The organism is Salinisphaera sp. T5B8, assembly GCF_040361255.1.
Lineage (GTDB): Bacteria > Pseudomonadota > Gammaproteobacteria > Nevskiales > Salinisphaeraceae > Salinisphaera.
Genome location: NZ_APNG01000001.1, coordinates 179,140 through 194,537 on the forward strand (window position 1 = coordinate 179,140; position 15,398 = coordinate 194,537).

Sequence of the window (15,398 nt, forward strand, 5' to 3'; positions counted from 1 at the left end):
CAGCGCGTCAGGCCCGACATTACGGCCCCCGACTTGGGCTATTGCCACGCGGTCGGCTAGAATCGCCGCCCTGTATGCGCGCGTGAGTCGTCGCAGTTAGAACGACGGCCGAGGAGACAACATGAACATTCTGCTGGGCGTGGCACGCGCGATCGACGGCTTTTCGACCCTGGTCGGCCGACTGATGTGGTGGCTGACGATCGCCATGGTGCTGATCGGCGCCTATAACGTGATCACCCGTTATCTCGGCCAGTATCTGGGCGTGCAGCTGTCGGCCAATGTCTACCTCGAGCTGCAGACCTATGCCTTCGATCTGATCTTTCTGCTGGGCGCGGCCTATCTGCTGCGCGTGGACGGGCACGTACGTGTAGATATCGTCTACAGCCGCTTGGGCCCGCGCGCGCGGGCGTGGATCGATATCTTCGGCACGCTGTTCTTCCTCGTTCCCTTTTGTATCTTCGGCCTGTATTTTTGCCTGGGCTATGTAGAGCGCTCCTGGGCAGTGATGGAGCAAAGCCCCAACCCCGGCGGGCTGGCTCGCTACCCGATCAAGACCGTCATGCTCGTGGCGTTCGCGATGCTCATCCTTCAAGGCGTGAGCGAAATCATCAAGAACATCGCCTATCTGGCCCGCGAACCCGGCTTTAGCGACAACGACGCCCATCGCGCCACCCAGGAAACCGAGGGCCTCTAGGCTTGCCCGGCATGCGCGCACCCCTCGACAACAGGCCCTGACCGTGGATTATCTCGCCCTCTGGATGTTTGCGACCGCGATCGGTTTGCTGCTGATCGGTTATCCCGTGGCCTTCACGCTGGGTGGCACGGCCGTGCTGTTCACGCTCATCGGCAGCGACATGCTGCCGGATATGGGCCTGACGCTGCCCTGGGAGCCGGCGTTTCGCATGGCCCGGCTCAATATCCTGCCGGGCCGCATCTTCGGCAACATCATGGACAACTACGAACTGGTCGCCGTGCCGTTCTTCGTGTTCATGGGCGTGATGCTGGAAAAATCGCGGCTGGCCTCCGATCTGCTACAGACCATGGGCCTGCTTTTCGGACGCATACGCGGCGGCCTGGCGATCTCGGTGGTGGTGGTCGGCACCCTGCTGGCGGCTTCGACCGGCGTGGTCGGCGCCTCGGTGGTCACCATGGGCGTGCTCGCCCTGCCGGTGATGCTCAAGTACAACTACGACAAGGGCCTGGCCTCCGGCACCGTCGCGGCCTCCGGCACCCTCGGCCAGATCGTACCGCCGAGCATCGTGCTGATCATCCTCGGCGATCAGATGCGGGTGTCCATCGGCGATCTGTTTCTGGGCGCGCTCATTCCCGGCATTCTGCTGTCGGTGCTGTTCGTGCTGTGGATAATCTTCGTAGCGCTGCGCTACCCCGAGCGGGCCCCGGCCCTGCCGGCCAGCGAACGCGATATCAGCCCGCGCCGGCTGCTGCTGCGGGTACTGGGCATGATGACGCCGCCGTTGGCGCTGATTCTCATCGTGTTGGGCACCATCTTTGCCGGCATCGCCACGCCGACGGAAGCCGGCGCCATGGGCGCGCTGGGTGCGAGCCTGCTGGCGCTGATCAATCGCCGCCTGAACTGGGAAAGCCTGAGCGCGGTCATGGATCAGACCGTCAAGCTCACCGCCATGGTGTTCATCATCCTGCTGGGCGCAACCGCCTTCACCATGGTCTTCGCCTCACTCGGCGGCCCGCAGCTGGTGGAAGAGATCCTGCTCGATCTGCCCGGCGGCGCGCTGGCATTCCTGTTCTTCACGATGCTCACCATCTTCGTGCTGGGCTTTTTCGTGGACTTCATCGAAATCAGCTTCATCGTGGTGCCGGTGATCACCCCGATCGCCATCCAGCTGGGTATCGATCCGCTCTGGTTCGCCGTGCTGATTGCGGTCAATCTGCAAGCCTCCTTCCTCACCCCGCCGTTCGGCTTCGCGCTGTTCTATCTCAAGGGCGTAGCGCCGCCCGGCATCCGCACCATCGATATCTATCGCGGCGTGGTGCCCTTCATCGGCCTGCAGCTGTTCGCGCTGATCCTGCTGTGGCTGTTCCCGCAGCTCGTGCTCTGGCTGCCCCAGCTCAGCAACGCGGTGCAATAGGCGACGACGCGAGCCCGGCGAAAAACAGTCCGCAAATGAACGCCAATTAACGCAAATAGAAAAGCGCTTGGCAGGCGATTGCCTTGACTGCCCACGCGGTTAGCGTATCGCTCGAGGCGAAAACCTTTGCCTTATTCGCGTGCATCCGCGTTTATTTGCAGACTCATCTTTGCCTTAGGCCACGCCAAGGCTTTGTTCTTTGAAGCAATTCGCAGATTAAGCAGATTCGATGGGAAAGCTGACGGACGCACTGCGTTGCTCCACGCCTCGAACCGCACTTCCAAGGCACGAACAACCGATCAAACAATCGGCGGATTAAAACAATCCGCGAATGAACGCCAATTAACGCAAATGGAAAACCGGTTGTCAGGCGCTTGTCTGAACTGCCCACGCGGTTGGCGTATCGCTCGGGGCGGAAACCTTTGTCTTATTCGCGTGCATTCGCGTTCATTTGCGGACGGTCTTTCTTCGAACGCGCCTCAGTAAACCAAACAGTACCCTGGGGCATTAAAAAGCCGCGCGGCCCGATGGGGCGGCGCGGCTTGCCGGCCTCACAGCGTGACAGCTAGGCGAGATCGCCGTTGATATAGCGCAGGAAGTTGTACTGGCTGACATCGGTCCAGGCCCGAACCTCGTCGCGAAAGCCCTGCCACTGATCGTAGACCTTGGCATAGAGCTTGTTCTTGTCGGCATGCTCCTGCTGGATCTCGTCGGTATAGCCCTTGAGCACGTCCAACACCTCAGCCGGGAAGGTGCGCACCTGCGCGCCGCCGGCGATCAGGCGCTTCAGAGCCGGGCCGTTGCGGGCGGTGTACTGGGCAAACATACGCTCGTTGGCGGCCTTGGCGGCGACCGGGATCGTCTCGCGGATATCCTTGGGCAGATCCTTGAAGATATCGTTGTTGACGTACAACCCGAGCGTCGCGCCCGGCTCGGCCCAGCTGGGCATGTAGTAGTACTTGGCGGCCTTGTGCAGTTGCAGGATTTCGTCGTCGTAGGGGCTGACCCAGTCAGCCGCATCGATCACGCCGCGTTCGAGCGCGAAATAGACCTGCCCACCGGGTAGATTCTGGATATTCACGCCGGCACGCGCCATCACCTGACCGCCCACGCCGGGAAAACGCATCTTCAGCCCCTTGAGATCCTCGGGCGAATTGATTTCCTTGTTGAACCAACCACCGGTCTGGCCGCCGGTATTGCCGGCCAGAAACGCCACCATGTTGCTGCGGGCGTTGAGCTCGTTCCAGAGGTCGCCACCGCCGCCTTCCTCGATCCAGGCATTCTGCTGCTGGCCGGTTAGGCCGAACGGCATGGCCGTAAAGAAAGCATGGGTCGGATCCTGGCCGATGTAGTAGTAGGACGCGGTATGCCCCATGGCAAAGGCGCCGCTCGACACGCTGTCATAGACCTCGAGACCGCCGACCTGCTCGCCAGCCGCGAACACTTCGACTTCGACATCGCCATCGGTGGCATATTCGATCGATCGGCCGATGTATTCGGCGGTCCCGAACAGGGTATCGATGGACGAAGGCCACGAGGTGACCATGCCCAGGCGATATTTCTTGTTCCGCGCGATGGTCATCGGCGAAAACACGGTACTCGCGGCCGCGACCGCACCGGCCGCTCCGGTCAGAAACTGACGACGTTTAATGCTCATGGCTCCCCTTCGCTCGGCCGCCGCCCGCAACACGAGCCGACCGCTTCGCCTTTTTTTAGATGATTCATGTTCGGCCCAGGCCCGCACCGCGATAGAGCACGGGCCGCCGATGCGCCAGATTGCCGCAAAACGGTCAGCGGGGAAAGTCGACCAACGATTGAGTCCGCGCGCGTTAGCGGCCCGCACGCAGGGCCGCGTTCAATCAGACGCGCGGCCCGCCGCGCTGCTGACGCCAGTACATGATCAGCCCGAAGCCGAAGGCCATGCCACCGAGGTGGGCGAAATGCGCCACGCCCGCCTGGGTGCCGGTCACGCCGAAGAACAGTTCCATCGCCCCGTAACCGATCACCAGCCATTTCGCGGTCATTGGAATCGGCGGGATGAGCAGCATCACCCGGGCATTGGGAAACATCATGCCGAAGGCCAGCAGCACGCCGAACAACCCGCCCGAAGCGCCGACCGTGGGTACGGGCTGGCCCGGCGACATGAGCAGGAGCGTGAGCACCTGGGTGATACCGGCACCGACCACGCAAACCAGATAGTAGAGCAGAAAACGCTGACCACCCCAGACCTGTTCGACCACGCGCCCGAACATCCACAGGCCAAACATGTTGAAGAACAGATGGCCGAAACTGCCATGCAGAAAGCCATAGCTGAGCAACTGCCAGACTTCGAAACCGACACTGCCGACGCCCGCGGACGTGCGCACCGGATATTCGCCCAGCGGCCACAGGGCGAAATACTGCATGACCGGTTCCTGGGCATACATCAGGAACAGAAATCCCAGCCCGTTCGCGATCAGTAACCACTTGATCATGGGCGGAACGCTGGAAACGGCAAACGGATCCTGTCGCATGGGCAGGCAGACTCGGCTCGAAAATGGAACCCGCCAAGCATACCGCATCGTCTTTTCAGGCCGCAGCACACGCGTCGCACCCGCGCCGGATCAGGCATAAAAAAAACCCGGCGCCGCACGAGGCGACGCCGGGCTGCCGGGCGCTATAAAAGCGCCTGACGCTTAGCGCACCAGATACAAAAAGTGCAGATGCTTTTCGTACTGGTCGAGGATATCGCCGATGAGCTGTTCCTTGGTGTAGCCCACGACGTTGTACTGCTGCCCGCCTTCACGCAGGAAGACCTCGGCACGGAAGTGCTCGCGCTCCTGAGCCTTCTGTTGCTCTTCGCGACGGGTCAGCGCGCCCATGTAGAACGTGGGCGCGGTGAAGCGACGCGCGCGCACGCCATAGACGAAGTCGATTTCGGCGCCATGGTCCACATCCAGATAGCAACGATCATCCTCGGTGCTGATCTTGGTGGTCATGCCGCTTTCTTCGAACTGCTTGGCGACCGCCTCCATGGCCGGCTTGACCACGTTGGTCAGGAACTCGTCGACCTGCTTGCGGCGCGGCGACGTAACCAGCGTCTTGAGACGGTTCTGCCAGCTGCCACCGCCGAAACCGGCGACGTTCGAAGGCGTATTCATCGCATAGCGCAGGCTGTCCTGTTTGACCAGCTCGATACTCAACGAGCGATACAAGCAATAGGCCATGATCAGAAGGATCACGGTAATCGGCAGAGCCGAGGCCAGCGATGCAGCCTGCAGCGCCCCGATACCGCCGGCGGCCAACAGCACGATGGCAACCACACCTTCCAGTACCGCCCAGAAGATACGCTGCCAGACCGGCGGTTCGTTGCCGTCTTTCGCGGTGAGGATATCGATGACCAGCGAACCGGAGTCCGACGAGGTCACGAAGAAGGTGATCACCAGCATCGTGCCGAGAATCGATGTCAGCCAGGTGAACGGGAACTGTTCGAGAAAGACGAACAGCGCGGTCGAGGTGTTTTCGTCCACGGCGTCCATGAGGGTGGTCATGCCGTCCACCATGATCATGTGCAGCGCACCGTCACCAAAGGCGGTCAGCCACAGGAAGGTGGCCCCCACCGGTACCAGCAGCACGCCGAGCACGAATTCGCGGATCGTACGGCCACGCGACACGCGCGCAACGAACATGCCCACGAACGGCGACCAGGAAATCCACCAGGCCCAGTAGAACAGCGTCCAACTGCTCATGAAGCTGTCGGTATCTTCAGTTCCTGTATACACCCAGGAATTGAAGGTCATGTCCACCATCGAAGACATGTAGTTGCCGATGTTCTGCATCAGCGACTGGAAGATGAACAGCGTCGGGCCCATCACGATCACGAACAGCAGCAGCGCCGCAGCCAGCCACAGGTTGAGTTCGGATACGCGACGGATGCCGCCGTCGAGGCCGAGTACGACCGAGGTCGTGGCCATCGCGGTGATGATGCAGATGAGCACGATCTGGGTGCTCAGACCTTCGGGCACGCTGAACAGGAAGTTCAGCCCCGAGTTGACCTGCTGGGCACCAAAGCCAAGCGACGTGGCCACACCGAACAGGGTGCCGAACACGGCCAGGATATCGACCGCATTACCGATGGGGCCGTAGATGCGCTTGCCGATGAGCGGGTACAAAGCCGAACTCATGCGCAGCGGCAGATCGCGCCGGAAACTGAAATAGGCCAGGCACAGGCCCACCACGGCGTAGATCGCCCAGGCGTGCATACCCCAATGGAAGAAGGTGATCCGCATCGCCGCACGCGCGGCTTCGCCCGTTTCGCTGGTGCCCTGCGGCGGGTTCATATAGTGCAGAACCGGTTCGGCCACACCATAGAACATCAGACCGATGCCCATGCCCGCCGAGAACAACATGGCGAACCAGGAGATATAGCTGAAATCCGGTTCGCTGTGATCCGGCCCCAACCGGAACTGTCCGTAGCGGGACAGCGCGAGCACGATACAGAAAACCAGATAGGCGCCGACAGCACCCAGATACAACCAGCCGAAGGTCGCGATCAGCCAGCTCTGCATCCCGCTGAAGAAGTCATTGGCTCGATCCGGGAAAACCGCCCCGAAGATGACAAGCACGCCAATGACGGCGACTGATGGAAAAAATACAGGCGGATTGATACCCGCCTCTTCAGGTTCGCTATCGCTCATGCACTTTCTATTATCGTGGATTCCCTCTCCTATCTATAACACGACTGTCGTTTATTAACGACAGCTGAAGTGCAACGCGAAACGGTGCCGATGCGGCGCCAAGGCCGCTCCAGCCTAGAGTCCAGCCGGATTGCCGAACCGGTCCACGAACACGAATTCGTCAAGCGCACGCCGCTCTCGGGGCTTGGTATCGCGCTCCAGCAGCGCTTGATTCATGTTATCGGAGGTTTCGCGATAGCCGATCGCCATGGCGGTGAATGCCTCGGCGTTTTCCGGGATCGCAAAGGCGCTGCGCGCGGCATCCGGATCGAGACCGATCATCTGATGCACGAACAGCCGGCGGGTGGTCGCTTCGGTGACCAGATTCGCCGACGCCAAGCCCAGATCGTGTTCCGCGGCCTTGTTGAGCTCGCCGTTGCGGGTGAACGTGCGAACCACCACGCCCAGTGCAAGCACCGGCGCATTCTGTGCCCAGGCGCGGTTGGCTTCGACCAGGCATTCGAGAATACGCGCATGGGTATCGCCTTGGCCCTTGATCCCCACGATATAGCGCCAGGGTTGCTCGTTGTAGGAGGACGGCGCCCAGCGCGCCGCCTCGAACACACTGGCCAGATCCTGGGCCGGCACCGGTTTATCGCTGAAGGCATAGGGGCTCCAGCGCACAGCGAGGGTGTTGTGAATACGGTGATCGGTCGCTGCGTTTTTGCTCATGCCCCTGTCCTTGCGGTTGCGTATCGGCGTATGGGCGAACTGTGTCAGAGGCTTAGCGCCGTGGCTAGTCGCGCTAGCTTTTCGCCCTGATAGCGTGCGATCGATAGCTCCTTTTCGCTCGGCTGGCGCGAACCGTCGCCGCCGGCATAGGTCGACGCGCCATAGGGCGAGCCGCCGCGCAGTTCGGAAATATCGAACAGCTCCTGAGCGCCAGCATAATCGACCGGCACGATCAGCATGCCGTGATGGGCCAGCGTGTTCCAGAACGAGGTGATGGTGGTTTCGTTGCCCGCACCCGTGGCGCTGGACGTGAACACGCTACCGAACTTGTTCACCAGCTTGCCGTTGGCCCACAGCCCGCCGGTCTGATCCAGGAAGGTACGCATCTGCCCGGACATGTTGCCGAAACGCGTAGGCGTGCCGAACACAATGGCATCGTAATCGGCGATTTCACCCGGCTCGGCCACCGGCGCCGACTGATCCATCTTCGCGCCTGCGGCTTGCAACGCCTCGTCGCTCATCGTTTCCGGCACGCGCTTGAGGGTCACCTCGACGCCATCGACGCTTTTTGCGCCTTCGACCACGGCATTGGCCAGCGTCTCGATATGCCCGTACATCGAATAATAAAGCACCAGCATCTTCTTCATGATCAACTCCTTGTTCATGCAAATAATCGTCAGCACCGCGGTGGCTTGTATGCCGCCTCGATCGTATGGGCTCAACATAGAACGCATACGAAAACGATGAAAGCGAAGCCTTTTGGCATACTCGTTCAAATTATTTGATTAAGGCATCGCATGTCGGCTCAAACGCCCCCCGTTCGCCTGGAAGCACTGGAAGCGCTCGATGCGATCGACCGCTACGGCAGCTTCGCTGCCGCGGCTGCGTCGCTCTACCGTGTGCCATCGGCGATCTCCTACACGATCGGCCAGCTCGAAGCAGAGCTGGGCATCAACGTTTTCGACCGAAGCGGCCATCGCGCCGTACTCACGCCGGCGGGCCGCCTGTTGCTGGAAGAGGGCCGGCGTATTCTCACTGCCAGCCGCGAACTGGGCGCGGCCGCACGCCGGCTGGCCGACAACTGGGAGCCGGAACTGCGGCTTGCGCTCAACGGCTTGCTCGCGCCGTGCGAACTCTGGCCGGCACTGGCCGATTTCCATCGCGCGCATCCCGCGATCGACGTCCGCCTGAGTGAAGAAATCCTAGGTGGTAGCTGGGAAGCCCTGATCGAAGACCGTGTGGATCTCGCGATCGGTGTCACCGATCCGCCAACCCAGACCGGCATCCGCCGCGCAGCATTTGCCACCGTGGAATTCGTGTTCTGCTGTGCGCCCGACCACCCACTGGCCGAACACACCACACCACTGGACGAAGACTTGCTGCGCCACTACCGCGCCGTTGTCGTAGCCGATACGGCCCGCGCACTCGCGCCGCGCAGTGCCGGGCTGCTGGATGGGCAGCCACGGCTGACCGTGGGCAGCATGTACAGCAAGATCGAAGCTATCGAACAAGGCCTGGGCGTGGGCCATTGCCCGGCCGGGTGGGTGCGTACGCCTCTGGCCCAGGGCCGGCTCGTGACCCGCGAACTGGCCAGCCCGCGCGCGCCGCAGCCCTGCTATCTACTCTGGAAAAGCGCCACCACCGGGCGCGCGCTGCAATGGTTCATCCAGCGCCTGTCGGCACAGACGCCCACGCAGGGCTGAAAAGCCACGCCGGCGATCCCGGGTTGGGCGCAAAAACGCGCGCCGAACTCAGCTCAGCCCACGCGCCTCACGAATACGTTCGTAGGCGGCACCGATCTCGCGCGTTTTCTGTTCGGCCATATCGCGCATGCTCTCGGGCATGCCCTTGGCGGCGAGCTTGTCCGGATGGTTCTGGCTCATCTGGCGGCGATAGGCTTTCTTGACCTCGCCATCAGTGGCCGACGAATCCACCCCGAGTACCGTATACGCCTGTTCGAGTTGCTCTTTGGGGTCGATACCGGCTTTCGAGCCCATACCGTCGCCGGAGGCACGCCCGGGCCCACCGCCGGAGAGCATGGCCTCGAGCTGGCGGATTTCCATTTCCGACAGGCCCAGGGCGCGCGCCACGCGCATGAGCATGTCGTGCTCGGCATTGCTGACCTTGCCGTCGGCCGCGATCGCGGCGATCTGGACCTGCAGAAACATCTGGTGCAGCGCCCGCTGGCCGCGCGCGACCTTACGAAACGCAGCCACCTCGCCGTCCAGATCGAAATCGTCGGCCTTGCCCCGATTGAACGACGCCCGCGCCTGCGCTTTCTGTTCGTCGTTGAGCCGAAGCTTGGCAAACAGATCTTCGGCCACGCGTATCTCGTCGCGCGTGACCTGGCCGTCGGCCTTGCACAACGCACCCATGACGGCGAACGTGGAATCGAGAAACTGCGCCCGAATCGTGCCCAGCGCGCCCTTGAGCAGCGTCATCGCCAGCATCTGTGCGCCGGCGAAACCGAGAACGCCACCCAGCAACACGCCGGGCAGCCCCATGATGGCGCCGCCGATCACGGCGCCGATAATCATTGCAATAAGCATGGGGGCGATTCTACCTGTTCGCGCGGACTGCGTGCGTGTACGAGCGCTCGCGTACCGACAGGCCTTGTCGTCACGTGTTTGTCATGCGCCTGTCATATTCGCGGCACAAGGTGTGCGTCGGTCGCATGCCGCGGCCTCGAACACCCATGCAGTCATCAGCGCCGGGGGCCTTTCATGTCGCGTATCGCTCTTCGTTTTCTTGTTCGCGCGAGTCTGATCGCGGGCCTGACCGCCCTCGCCGGCTGTGCGGGCGTGCGTCAACTCGATACCGGCGCCCCCAGCGGCGCGGCCAGTGCCGAATTGTTCGTGCCCTACCAGTTTCAGGTGCAGGCCATCGACGGCACCGTACTGCGCGACAACTTCTACACCTTCGACGGCCGCGATCAGACCCTGCGGGTCGCACCGGGCGAACACGAACTCGTACTGCGCTATTTCGATCTGATCGCAGACAACGATGACCGCACCGACGACTACGCCCGCGTGCTATCCGAACCCATCACCGTCAGCTTTAGCGCCCGCGCGAACAGCCAGTACGCGGTCACCGGCGAGCGCCCGACCACCCCGGACGCTGGCGAAGCCTTTGCCGCCAACCCGAGCCTGTCGATCGAAAACCGGGCCAACGGCAATACGGTCAGCGGCGAAATCGCCGTGGCCGAACCCGAAATCGAAACCATCCGCCGCGGCAATACCGTGTTCGCCCCCGTGGGCAAGACCCCGGCCGCCAGTACCGACGCACCGCAGCCGGCGCCGGAGAACGCCCCGCCGCAGTCGCTGCAGATGCTCAAGTACTGGTGGAACAACGCCAGCCAGACCGAACGCGATCGCTTCGAGGCCTGGCGCAAGCAGAACGGCGCCCAATAATGGGGTCGAAGCAGCCGATTGGCGGCGATTACCCGATCGCCGCCTCGACCACCTCGCCGTCGCCCACGACGAATACGCGATCACCCGCGGCCGGCGAAATACGCTGGCCGCCGGCAAAGCTGCAGAACGCCGGCAGCATCAAGCCGTCGGCATGGCGCCAGAACACGGGCACGCGCAGCCGTTCGCGGCCCGCGCCCAGATGAACCACCGGGTGCACATGGCCGGCGAGCACCGGCCCGCGCGCGTCCGCCTCGGGTTCGTGGCGTAGCACGAAAGGCGTATCGAACAGGCTGCCGGCATGCCAACGCAGGTCACAGTCGATAGGCAGCCGCTCGCCGCGATCGTGGTTGCCGCGGGTCACGATCATTTCGACCTGCGCATGTTGCGCGCGCCAGGCGGCAAAACGCGCCAGCCACGGGGTATCCGCCGCCGGCGGCGCATGCACGAAATCCCCGAGCACGATCAGCCGCTGCGCCTGCGTTTCGGCCAGCGCCGTGCCCAGGCGGGCGAGATCGGCATCGGTCGTGCCGCTGGGCACGCCCAGCCCCTGTTTGCGGAACACGCCGGCCTTACCGAAATGGGTATCGGCCACGAACAAGGTCGAACGGGCCGGCCAGAACAGGCTGTGATCGCCGCGCAGACACAGCCGCTCGCCGGCCAGTTCCAGCTCGACCTGACTGTGTGCGCGCGGGCTTTCAGCGCTTAGCGACATGGCGTTTCAACAGTCCGCAATACAGGCGAAAGACGCCATGATATCGGCTGCACTCAAGCGAGCGCCTTGCCCGCGAATCGCGCCAGCAAAAGCTGGGGCCGCGAAGATCTTCTTGTCCGCAGATCGACGCAGATTCACGCAGATAAAAACGCTTCGGTTGAGGAATATTGGCTGCGCTCAGGCACGGAAGTGTCCGCAAATGAACGCGAAGATACGCAAATAAGCGGCAGATAGATCGACGGGAAGGTGCGTAAACCGCGCCCCAGACCTCGTACTCAACTTTACATCCAGTCAAACGCTGTCACGTCGCAAGCAGCTGAATTGCATATCGAACCACAGACTGATCAATATCTTCGTTTGTCTTGATCTGCGTCGATCTGCGTCGATCTGCGGAAAAATGTCTTCCCGCTTTTCGCTTGTCTTGCATATGCAGACCCTGCGCTCATTTGCGCACACCTCCTTAGACTGCTGGCGACTCGCGCCGCCCGTCTTTCCTATTCGCGGGCTTCGCGTTCATTCGCGCCCAGCCCTGGTTGTCCGCAGATCGACAAAGATTTACGCGGAAAAAACGCTTTCGATGAAGCGCATTCGGCTGCGCTCCAGCAAAACTTAAGAGTCCGCGAATGAACGCGAAGACGCGCAAATAAGGCGAAAGACCCATCGCGCGCGAAGGCCGGCTGGACTGCTGCTTGCCCCTTTCGATGATCGACGGTGTGATGGCTTCGTTCTTCACCAACCGCAGATTTCGCAGATTACACAGATGAACAAGCGCGGCACATGCGCCTCACGACAGTGAACGACCGCGGTTTATTGTCTTGGACCTGTGTGATCTGCGTCGATCTGCGGACCTTTACTTACCGCTAGCGCCACCAAAGCCGCGGCGCCAGTGAGGCCGACCACCCGCCACCGCCAAATCAATCAATCTGCGTAATCGGCGTAATCTGCGGATAACCCGGTCTTCCCGCCTTCCATGTGCCGTACATTGGCGCGGCTCGCGTTCATTTGCGGGCCGCTTTCTTCAGCTTATCCGCGGCGTTTTCCAGTTGTACGGTCATGCGCTCGACGCGATCGCGCCAGGATTCGTTCGACACCTGGCTGGCCACCCGCTCGACCCAGAGCGGAAAACCCAGCGGCGTGAGCCGCGGCGGGTTGGCGATGCACAGCGACTGGCCGGCGATGGCCTCGAGTGCGGCGGACACCCGGTTGAACTCCAGTTCGCGTTCCAGCACTTCGCGCCGGGCCTGGTCGAGCAACAGGTTATTCGCGTCATAGCGGGTAAGCACATCGAACACCAGCCCGCTGGAGGCCTGAACCTGACGCGCGCTCTTATGCGCACCCGGATAGCCGGAAAACACCAGCCCGGCGATCCGGGCGATATCGCGAAATGCCCGCTTGGACAGCTCGGCGGCATTCAGACAGGCCAGCAGGTCGTCCACCAGATTATCCGGCGAGAGTGCGGCGCGCAGCTCGGCGTCGCTGAAATCGACCTTGTTGCGGGTAACGAGTTCGAAGCCGTAATCGTTGACCGAAAACCGGAACGAGGCCTTGTGCATCTGCGCCAGCCGCCAGGCCACCAGCGCCGACAGGCCTTCATGGGCAAGCCGGCCGGCAAAGGGGTAGAAGAACCAGTGCCTCCCTTCACGGCTGGTGACATGCTCGATGAGCAGTTCGTCGGCGGCCGGCAATGCCGACCAGCGGCGCTGAATTTCGAGCAGGTCCCGAATCGCGGCCAGTTCGGGCTCGCGGTAGTCGTTGTCGCGGGCGGCTTCCAGCAGGCCACGGATCGCATCGGCCAGGGTGCCGGAAATCGCCATGCGCCCGCCGGCCCAGCGCGGCACCTGGCGGTTCTTGCGCGTCGCCGCTTTCACATAGGCGGTGAGTTCGCGTACCCGCACCAGCTCGAGCAGGCGCCCGGAGAACAGAAAAACGTCGCCCGGCTTGAGCTGGGCGATGAAGCGCTCTTCCACCGTGCCCAGACGCCCGCCTTTCATGAAGCGCACGCTCATGGCCGCATCCGAGGTGATCGTGCCCATGGTCATGCGATGACGACGGGCGATACGCCGATCGGTCACCCGCAGCCGACCGTCGATACGTTCGACGCGCTGAAACTCCGGATAGGCCGACAGCGCCGCGCCGCCGCGGGTGACGAAGTCCAGCGTCCACTGCCACTGCGCCTCGGACAGGTCGCGATAAGCCCGGCTGCTGCGCACCTCGGCGAGCAGGGCGTTTTCGTCCACCCCGCCTTCGCGGGTGCTGCCCAGCGCGCGGGTGACGATATGCTGGGAAAGCACGTCGAGCGCGCCGGTTAGCGGTGTACGTGCTTCGATATCGCCGGCCAGTGCCTTGCGCCGGGCGGCCGCGATCTCGACAAGTTCGAAGGCATGGGTGGGCACACACAGAATACGGCTGGCCGCGCCCGGACGATGGCCGGAACGCCCGGCCCGCTGAAGCAGGCGGGCCACGCCCTTGGGGCTACCAATCTGGATGACCTGATCGACCGGCGAGAAATCCACCCCCAGATCGAGGCTCGACGTGGCCACCACGCAGGCCAGGCGCCCGTCGGCGATCATGGCCTCGACCTGCTCGCGCAGGCCGCGATCCAGCGAGCCGTGATGCAGGGCGATACGCTCCAGCCAGTCCGGCCGGGCACGCAGCAGCGCCTGGTGCCAGAGTTCGGCCTGCGAGCGGGTGTTGGTGAACAGCAGCGTGGTTTCGGCGGCCTCAAGGGCCTCGATGACCGGTTCGACCAGGCGCGTACCCAGATGCCCGGCCCAGGGAAAACGTTCGATCGTGTCGGGGATGAGCGCTTCGATACGGGTTTCGGCCGGTACCAGGCCGCGAATTTCACGCGCGGCGCCCCCGCCGGTGAGCGCATCCGCGGCTTCGTCGATATTGGCCAGCGTGGCCGACAATCCCCAGGTCCGCAGGTTCGGGCGCAGACTGCGCAGCCGGGCCAGGGCCAGCTCGAGCTGTACGCCGCGCTTGCTGGACAACAGCTCGTGCCACTCGTCGACGACCACCCCGTCGAGCTGGCCGAACAGCGTTTCGTGGTCGGCATAGGACAACAGCAGCGCCAGGCTTTCGGGCGTGGTCACGAGCGCGCTGGGCAGCTTCTTGCGCTGGCGGGCCTTGATATGGCTCTTGGTATCGCCGGTGCGCTGTTCCACGCGCCAGTTCAGCCCCAGTTCGCCCGCGCTCGCAGCCAGGTGCGCAGTGGTATCGGCTGCCAGCGCGCGCAGCGGCGTAATCCACAGCAGGGTCAGGCCGGGATTGGCGTTGGGGTCGTCGGCGCGGGCCAGCCAGTCGCCAAGTGCTGCGAACCAGGCCGCCAGCGTCTTGCCGGTACCGGTGGGCGCATGGATCAGGCCCGACTCGCCGGCGGCATAGGCCGCCCAGGCCTCGCGCTGGAAATCAAATATCTGCCAGTCGCGGGCGGCGAACCAGCCCTCGATACGCGCCTCGGCCGACTCCATTCAGTCGCGCTTGCCGGGGTTCCAGCGTGCGGCCACCGCCCGCGCCTGTTCGGCCACCCAGGGAAAACGGCGCTCGAAACGGCGCAGCTGTTTCTGTACCCAGATCGAATAGGGCGCCAGCAGAATCGCCGAAATGATCAGAAACAGCACGCCCTGCAGGATCGGCAGCACCAGCCCGGCGATACCCAGCAGAAAGAAGAACACGCCAAGACCGATACGCACATAGTCGCGCCAGGTCATGTCGGCAAAACGAATCCGCGTGGGCTCGGGCGCCTGCGATTCGGACTCGGAATGGCGGGTGGTCATGG

General features: G+C 62.9%; 13 protein-coding genes. 4 read left to right on the plus strand and 9 right to left on the minus strand.

The window, feature by feature from the left end:
* Positions 1-121: 121 nt before the first annotated feature.
* Both T5B8_RS00845 and T5B8_RS00850 read left to right on the plus strand, forming a co-directional pair.
* The gene (locus T5B8_RS00845) at positions 122-694 is read left to right on the plus strand and encodes a TRAP transporter small permease subunit (protein ID WP_353175382.1); all 573 of its coding nucleotides are present in this window, start codon (positions 122-124) and stop codon (positions 692-694) included.
* Between the two features lie 37 nt (positions 695-731).
* A complete protein-coding gene (locus T5B8_RS00850) occupies positions 732-2,108 on the plus strand; it encodes a TRAP transporter large permease (RefSeq protein WP_353175681.1) in 1,377 nt (458 codons plus the stop codon).
* Between the two features lie 565 nt (positions 2,109-2,673).
* On the opposite strand, the gene T5B8_RS00855 is transcribed toward T5B8_RS00850, so the two are convergent.
* From T5B8_RS00855 to wrbA, 5 genes are all read right to left on the minus strand, one after another.
* The gene (locus tag T5B8_RS00855; RefSeq protein ID WP_353175384.1) at positions 2,674-3,765 is read right to left on the minus strand and encodes a TRAP transporter substrate-binding protein; all 1,092 of its coding nucleotides are present in this window, start codon (positions 3,763-3,765) and stop codon (positions 2,674-2,676) included.
* A gap of 202 nt (positions 3,766-3,967) precedes the next feature.
* Positions 3,968-4,621, minus strand: a complete 654-nt coding sequence (locus T5B8_RS00860; protein WP_353175386.1) for a rhomboid family intramembrane serine protease — start codon at positions 4,619-4,621, stop codon at positions 3,968-3,970.
* 162 nt (positions 4,622-4,783) lie between these two features.
* Complete coding sequence (locus T5B8_RS00865; protein ID WP_353175388.1) at positions 4,784-6,784, minus strand: BCCT family transporter; 2,001 nt, start codon at positions 6,782-6,784, stop codon at positions 4,784-4,786.
* Positions 6,785-6,898: 114 nt separating this feature from the next.
* Positions 6,899-7,495, minus strand: a complete 597-nt coding sequence (locus T5B8_RS00870; RefSeq protein WP_353175390.1) for a nitroreductase family protein — start codon at positions 7,493-7,495, stop codon at positions 6,899-6,901.
* Between the two features lie 44 nt (positions 7,496-7,539).
* A complete protein-coding gene (gene wrbA / locus T5B8_RS00875) occupies positions 7,540-8,142 on the minus strand; it encodes an NAD(P)H:quinone oxidoreductase (protein WP_353175392.1) in 603 nt (200 codons plus the stop codon).
* A 150-nt stretch (positions 8,143-8,292) separates the two neighbouring features.
* Here wrbA and T5B8_RS00880 point away from each other — a divergent pair, with 150 nt between their 5' ends.
* The gene (locus T5B8_RS00880; RefSeq protein WP_353175394.1) at positions 8,293-9,198 is read left to right on the plus strand and encodes a LysR substrate-binding domain-containing protein; all 906 of its coding nucleotides are present in this window, start codon (positions 8,293-8,295) and stop codon (positions 9,196-9,198) included.
* Between the two features lie 48 nt (positions 9,199-9,246).
* On the opposite strand, the gene djlA is transcribed toward T5B8_RS00880, so the two are convergent.
* Positions 9,247-10,044, minus strand: a complete 798-nt coding sequence (gene djlA / locus T5B8_RS00885; RefSeq protein ID WP_353175395.1) for a co-chaperone DjlA — start codon at positions 10,042-10,044, stop codon at positions 9,247-9,249.
* 174 nt (positions 10,045-10,218) lie between these two features.
* Between djlA and T5B8_RS00890 the strand changes: the two genes are divergently transcribed.
* The gene (locus T5B8_RS00890) at positions 10,219-10,905 is read left to right on the plus strand and encodes a DUF2057 family protein (protein WP_353175397.1); all 687 of its coding nucleotides are present in this window, start codon (positions 10,219-10,221) and stop codon (positions 10,903-10,905) included.
* Between the two features lie 28 nt (positions 10,906-10,933).
* Here the strand turns inward: T5B8_RS00890 and pdeM are convergent, their stop codons facing one another.
* The 3 genes from pdeM to T5B8_RS00905 form a co-directional block, all read right to left on the minus strand.
* Positions 10,934-11,617, minus strand: a complete 684-nt coding sequence (gene pdeM, locus T5B8_RS00895) for a ligase-associated DNA damage response endonuclease PdeM (RefSeq protein ID WP_353175399.1) — start codon at positions 11,615-11,617, stop codon at positions 10,934-10,936.
* 998 nt (positions 11,618-12,615) lie between these two features.
* Complete coding sequence (locus tag T5B8_RS00900; RefSeq protein WP_353175401.1) at positions 12,616-15,090, minus strand: ligase-associated DNA damage response DEXH box helicase; 2,475 nt, start codon at positions 15,088-15,090, stop codon at positions 12,616-12,618.
* Positions 15,091-15,396 carry a YbaN family protein gene (locus tag T5B8_RS00905; RefSeq protein ID WP_353175402.1) on the minus strand — a complete coding sequence of 102 codons (306 nt, stop codon included), beginning with the start codon at positions 15,394-15,396 and terminating at the stop codon, positions 15,091-15,093.
* Between the last annotated feature and the right edge of the window lie 2 nt (positions 15,397-15,398).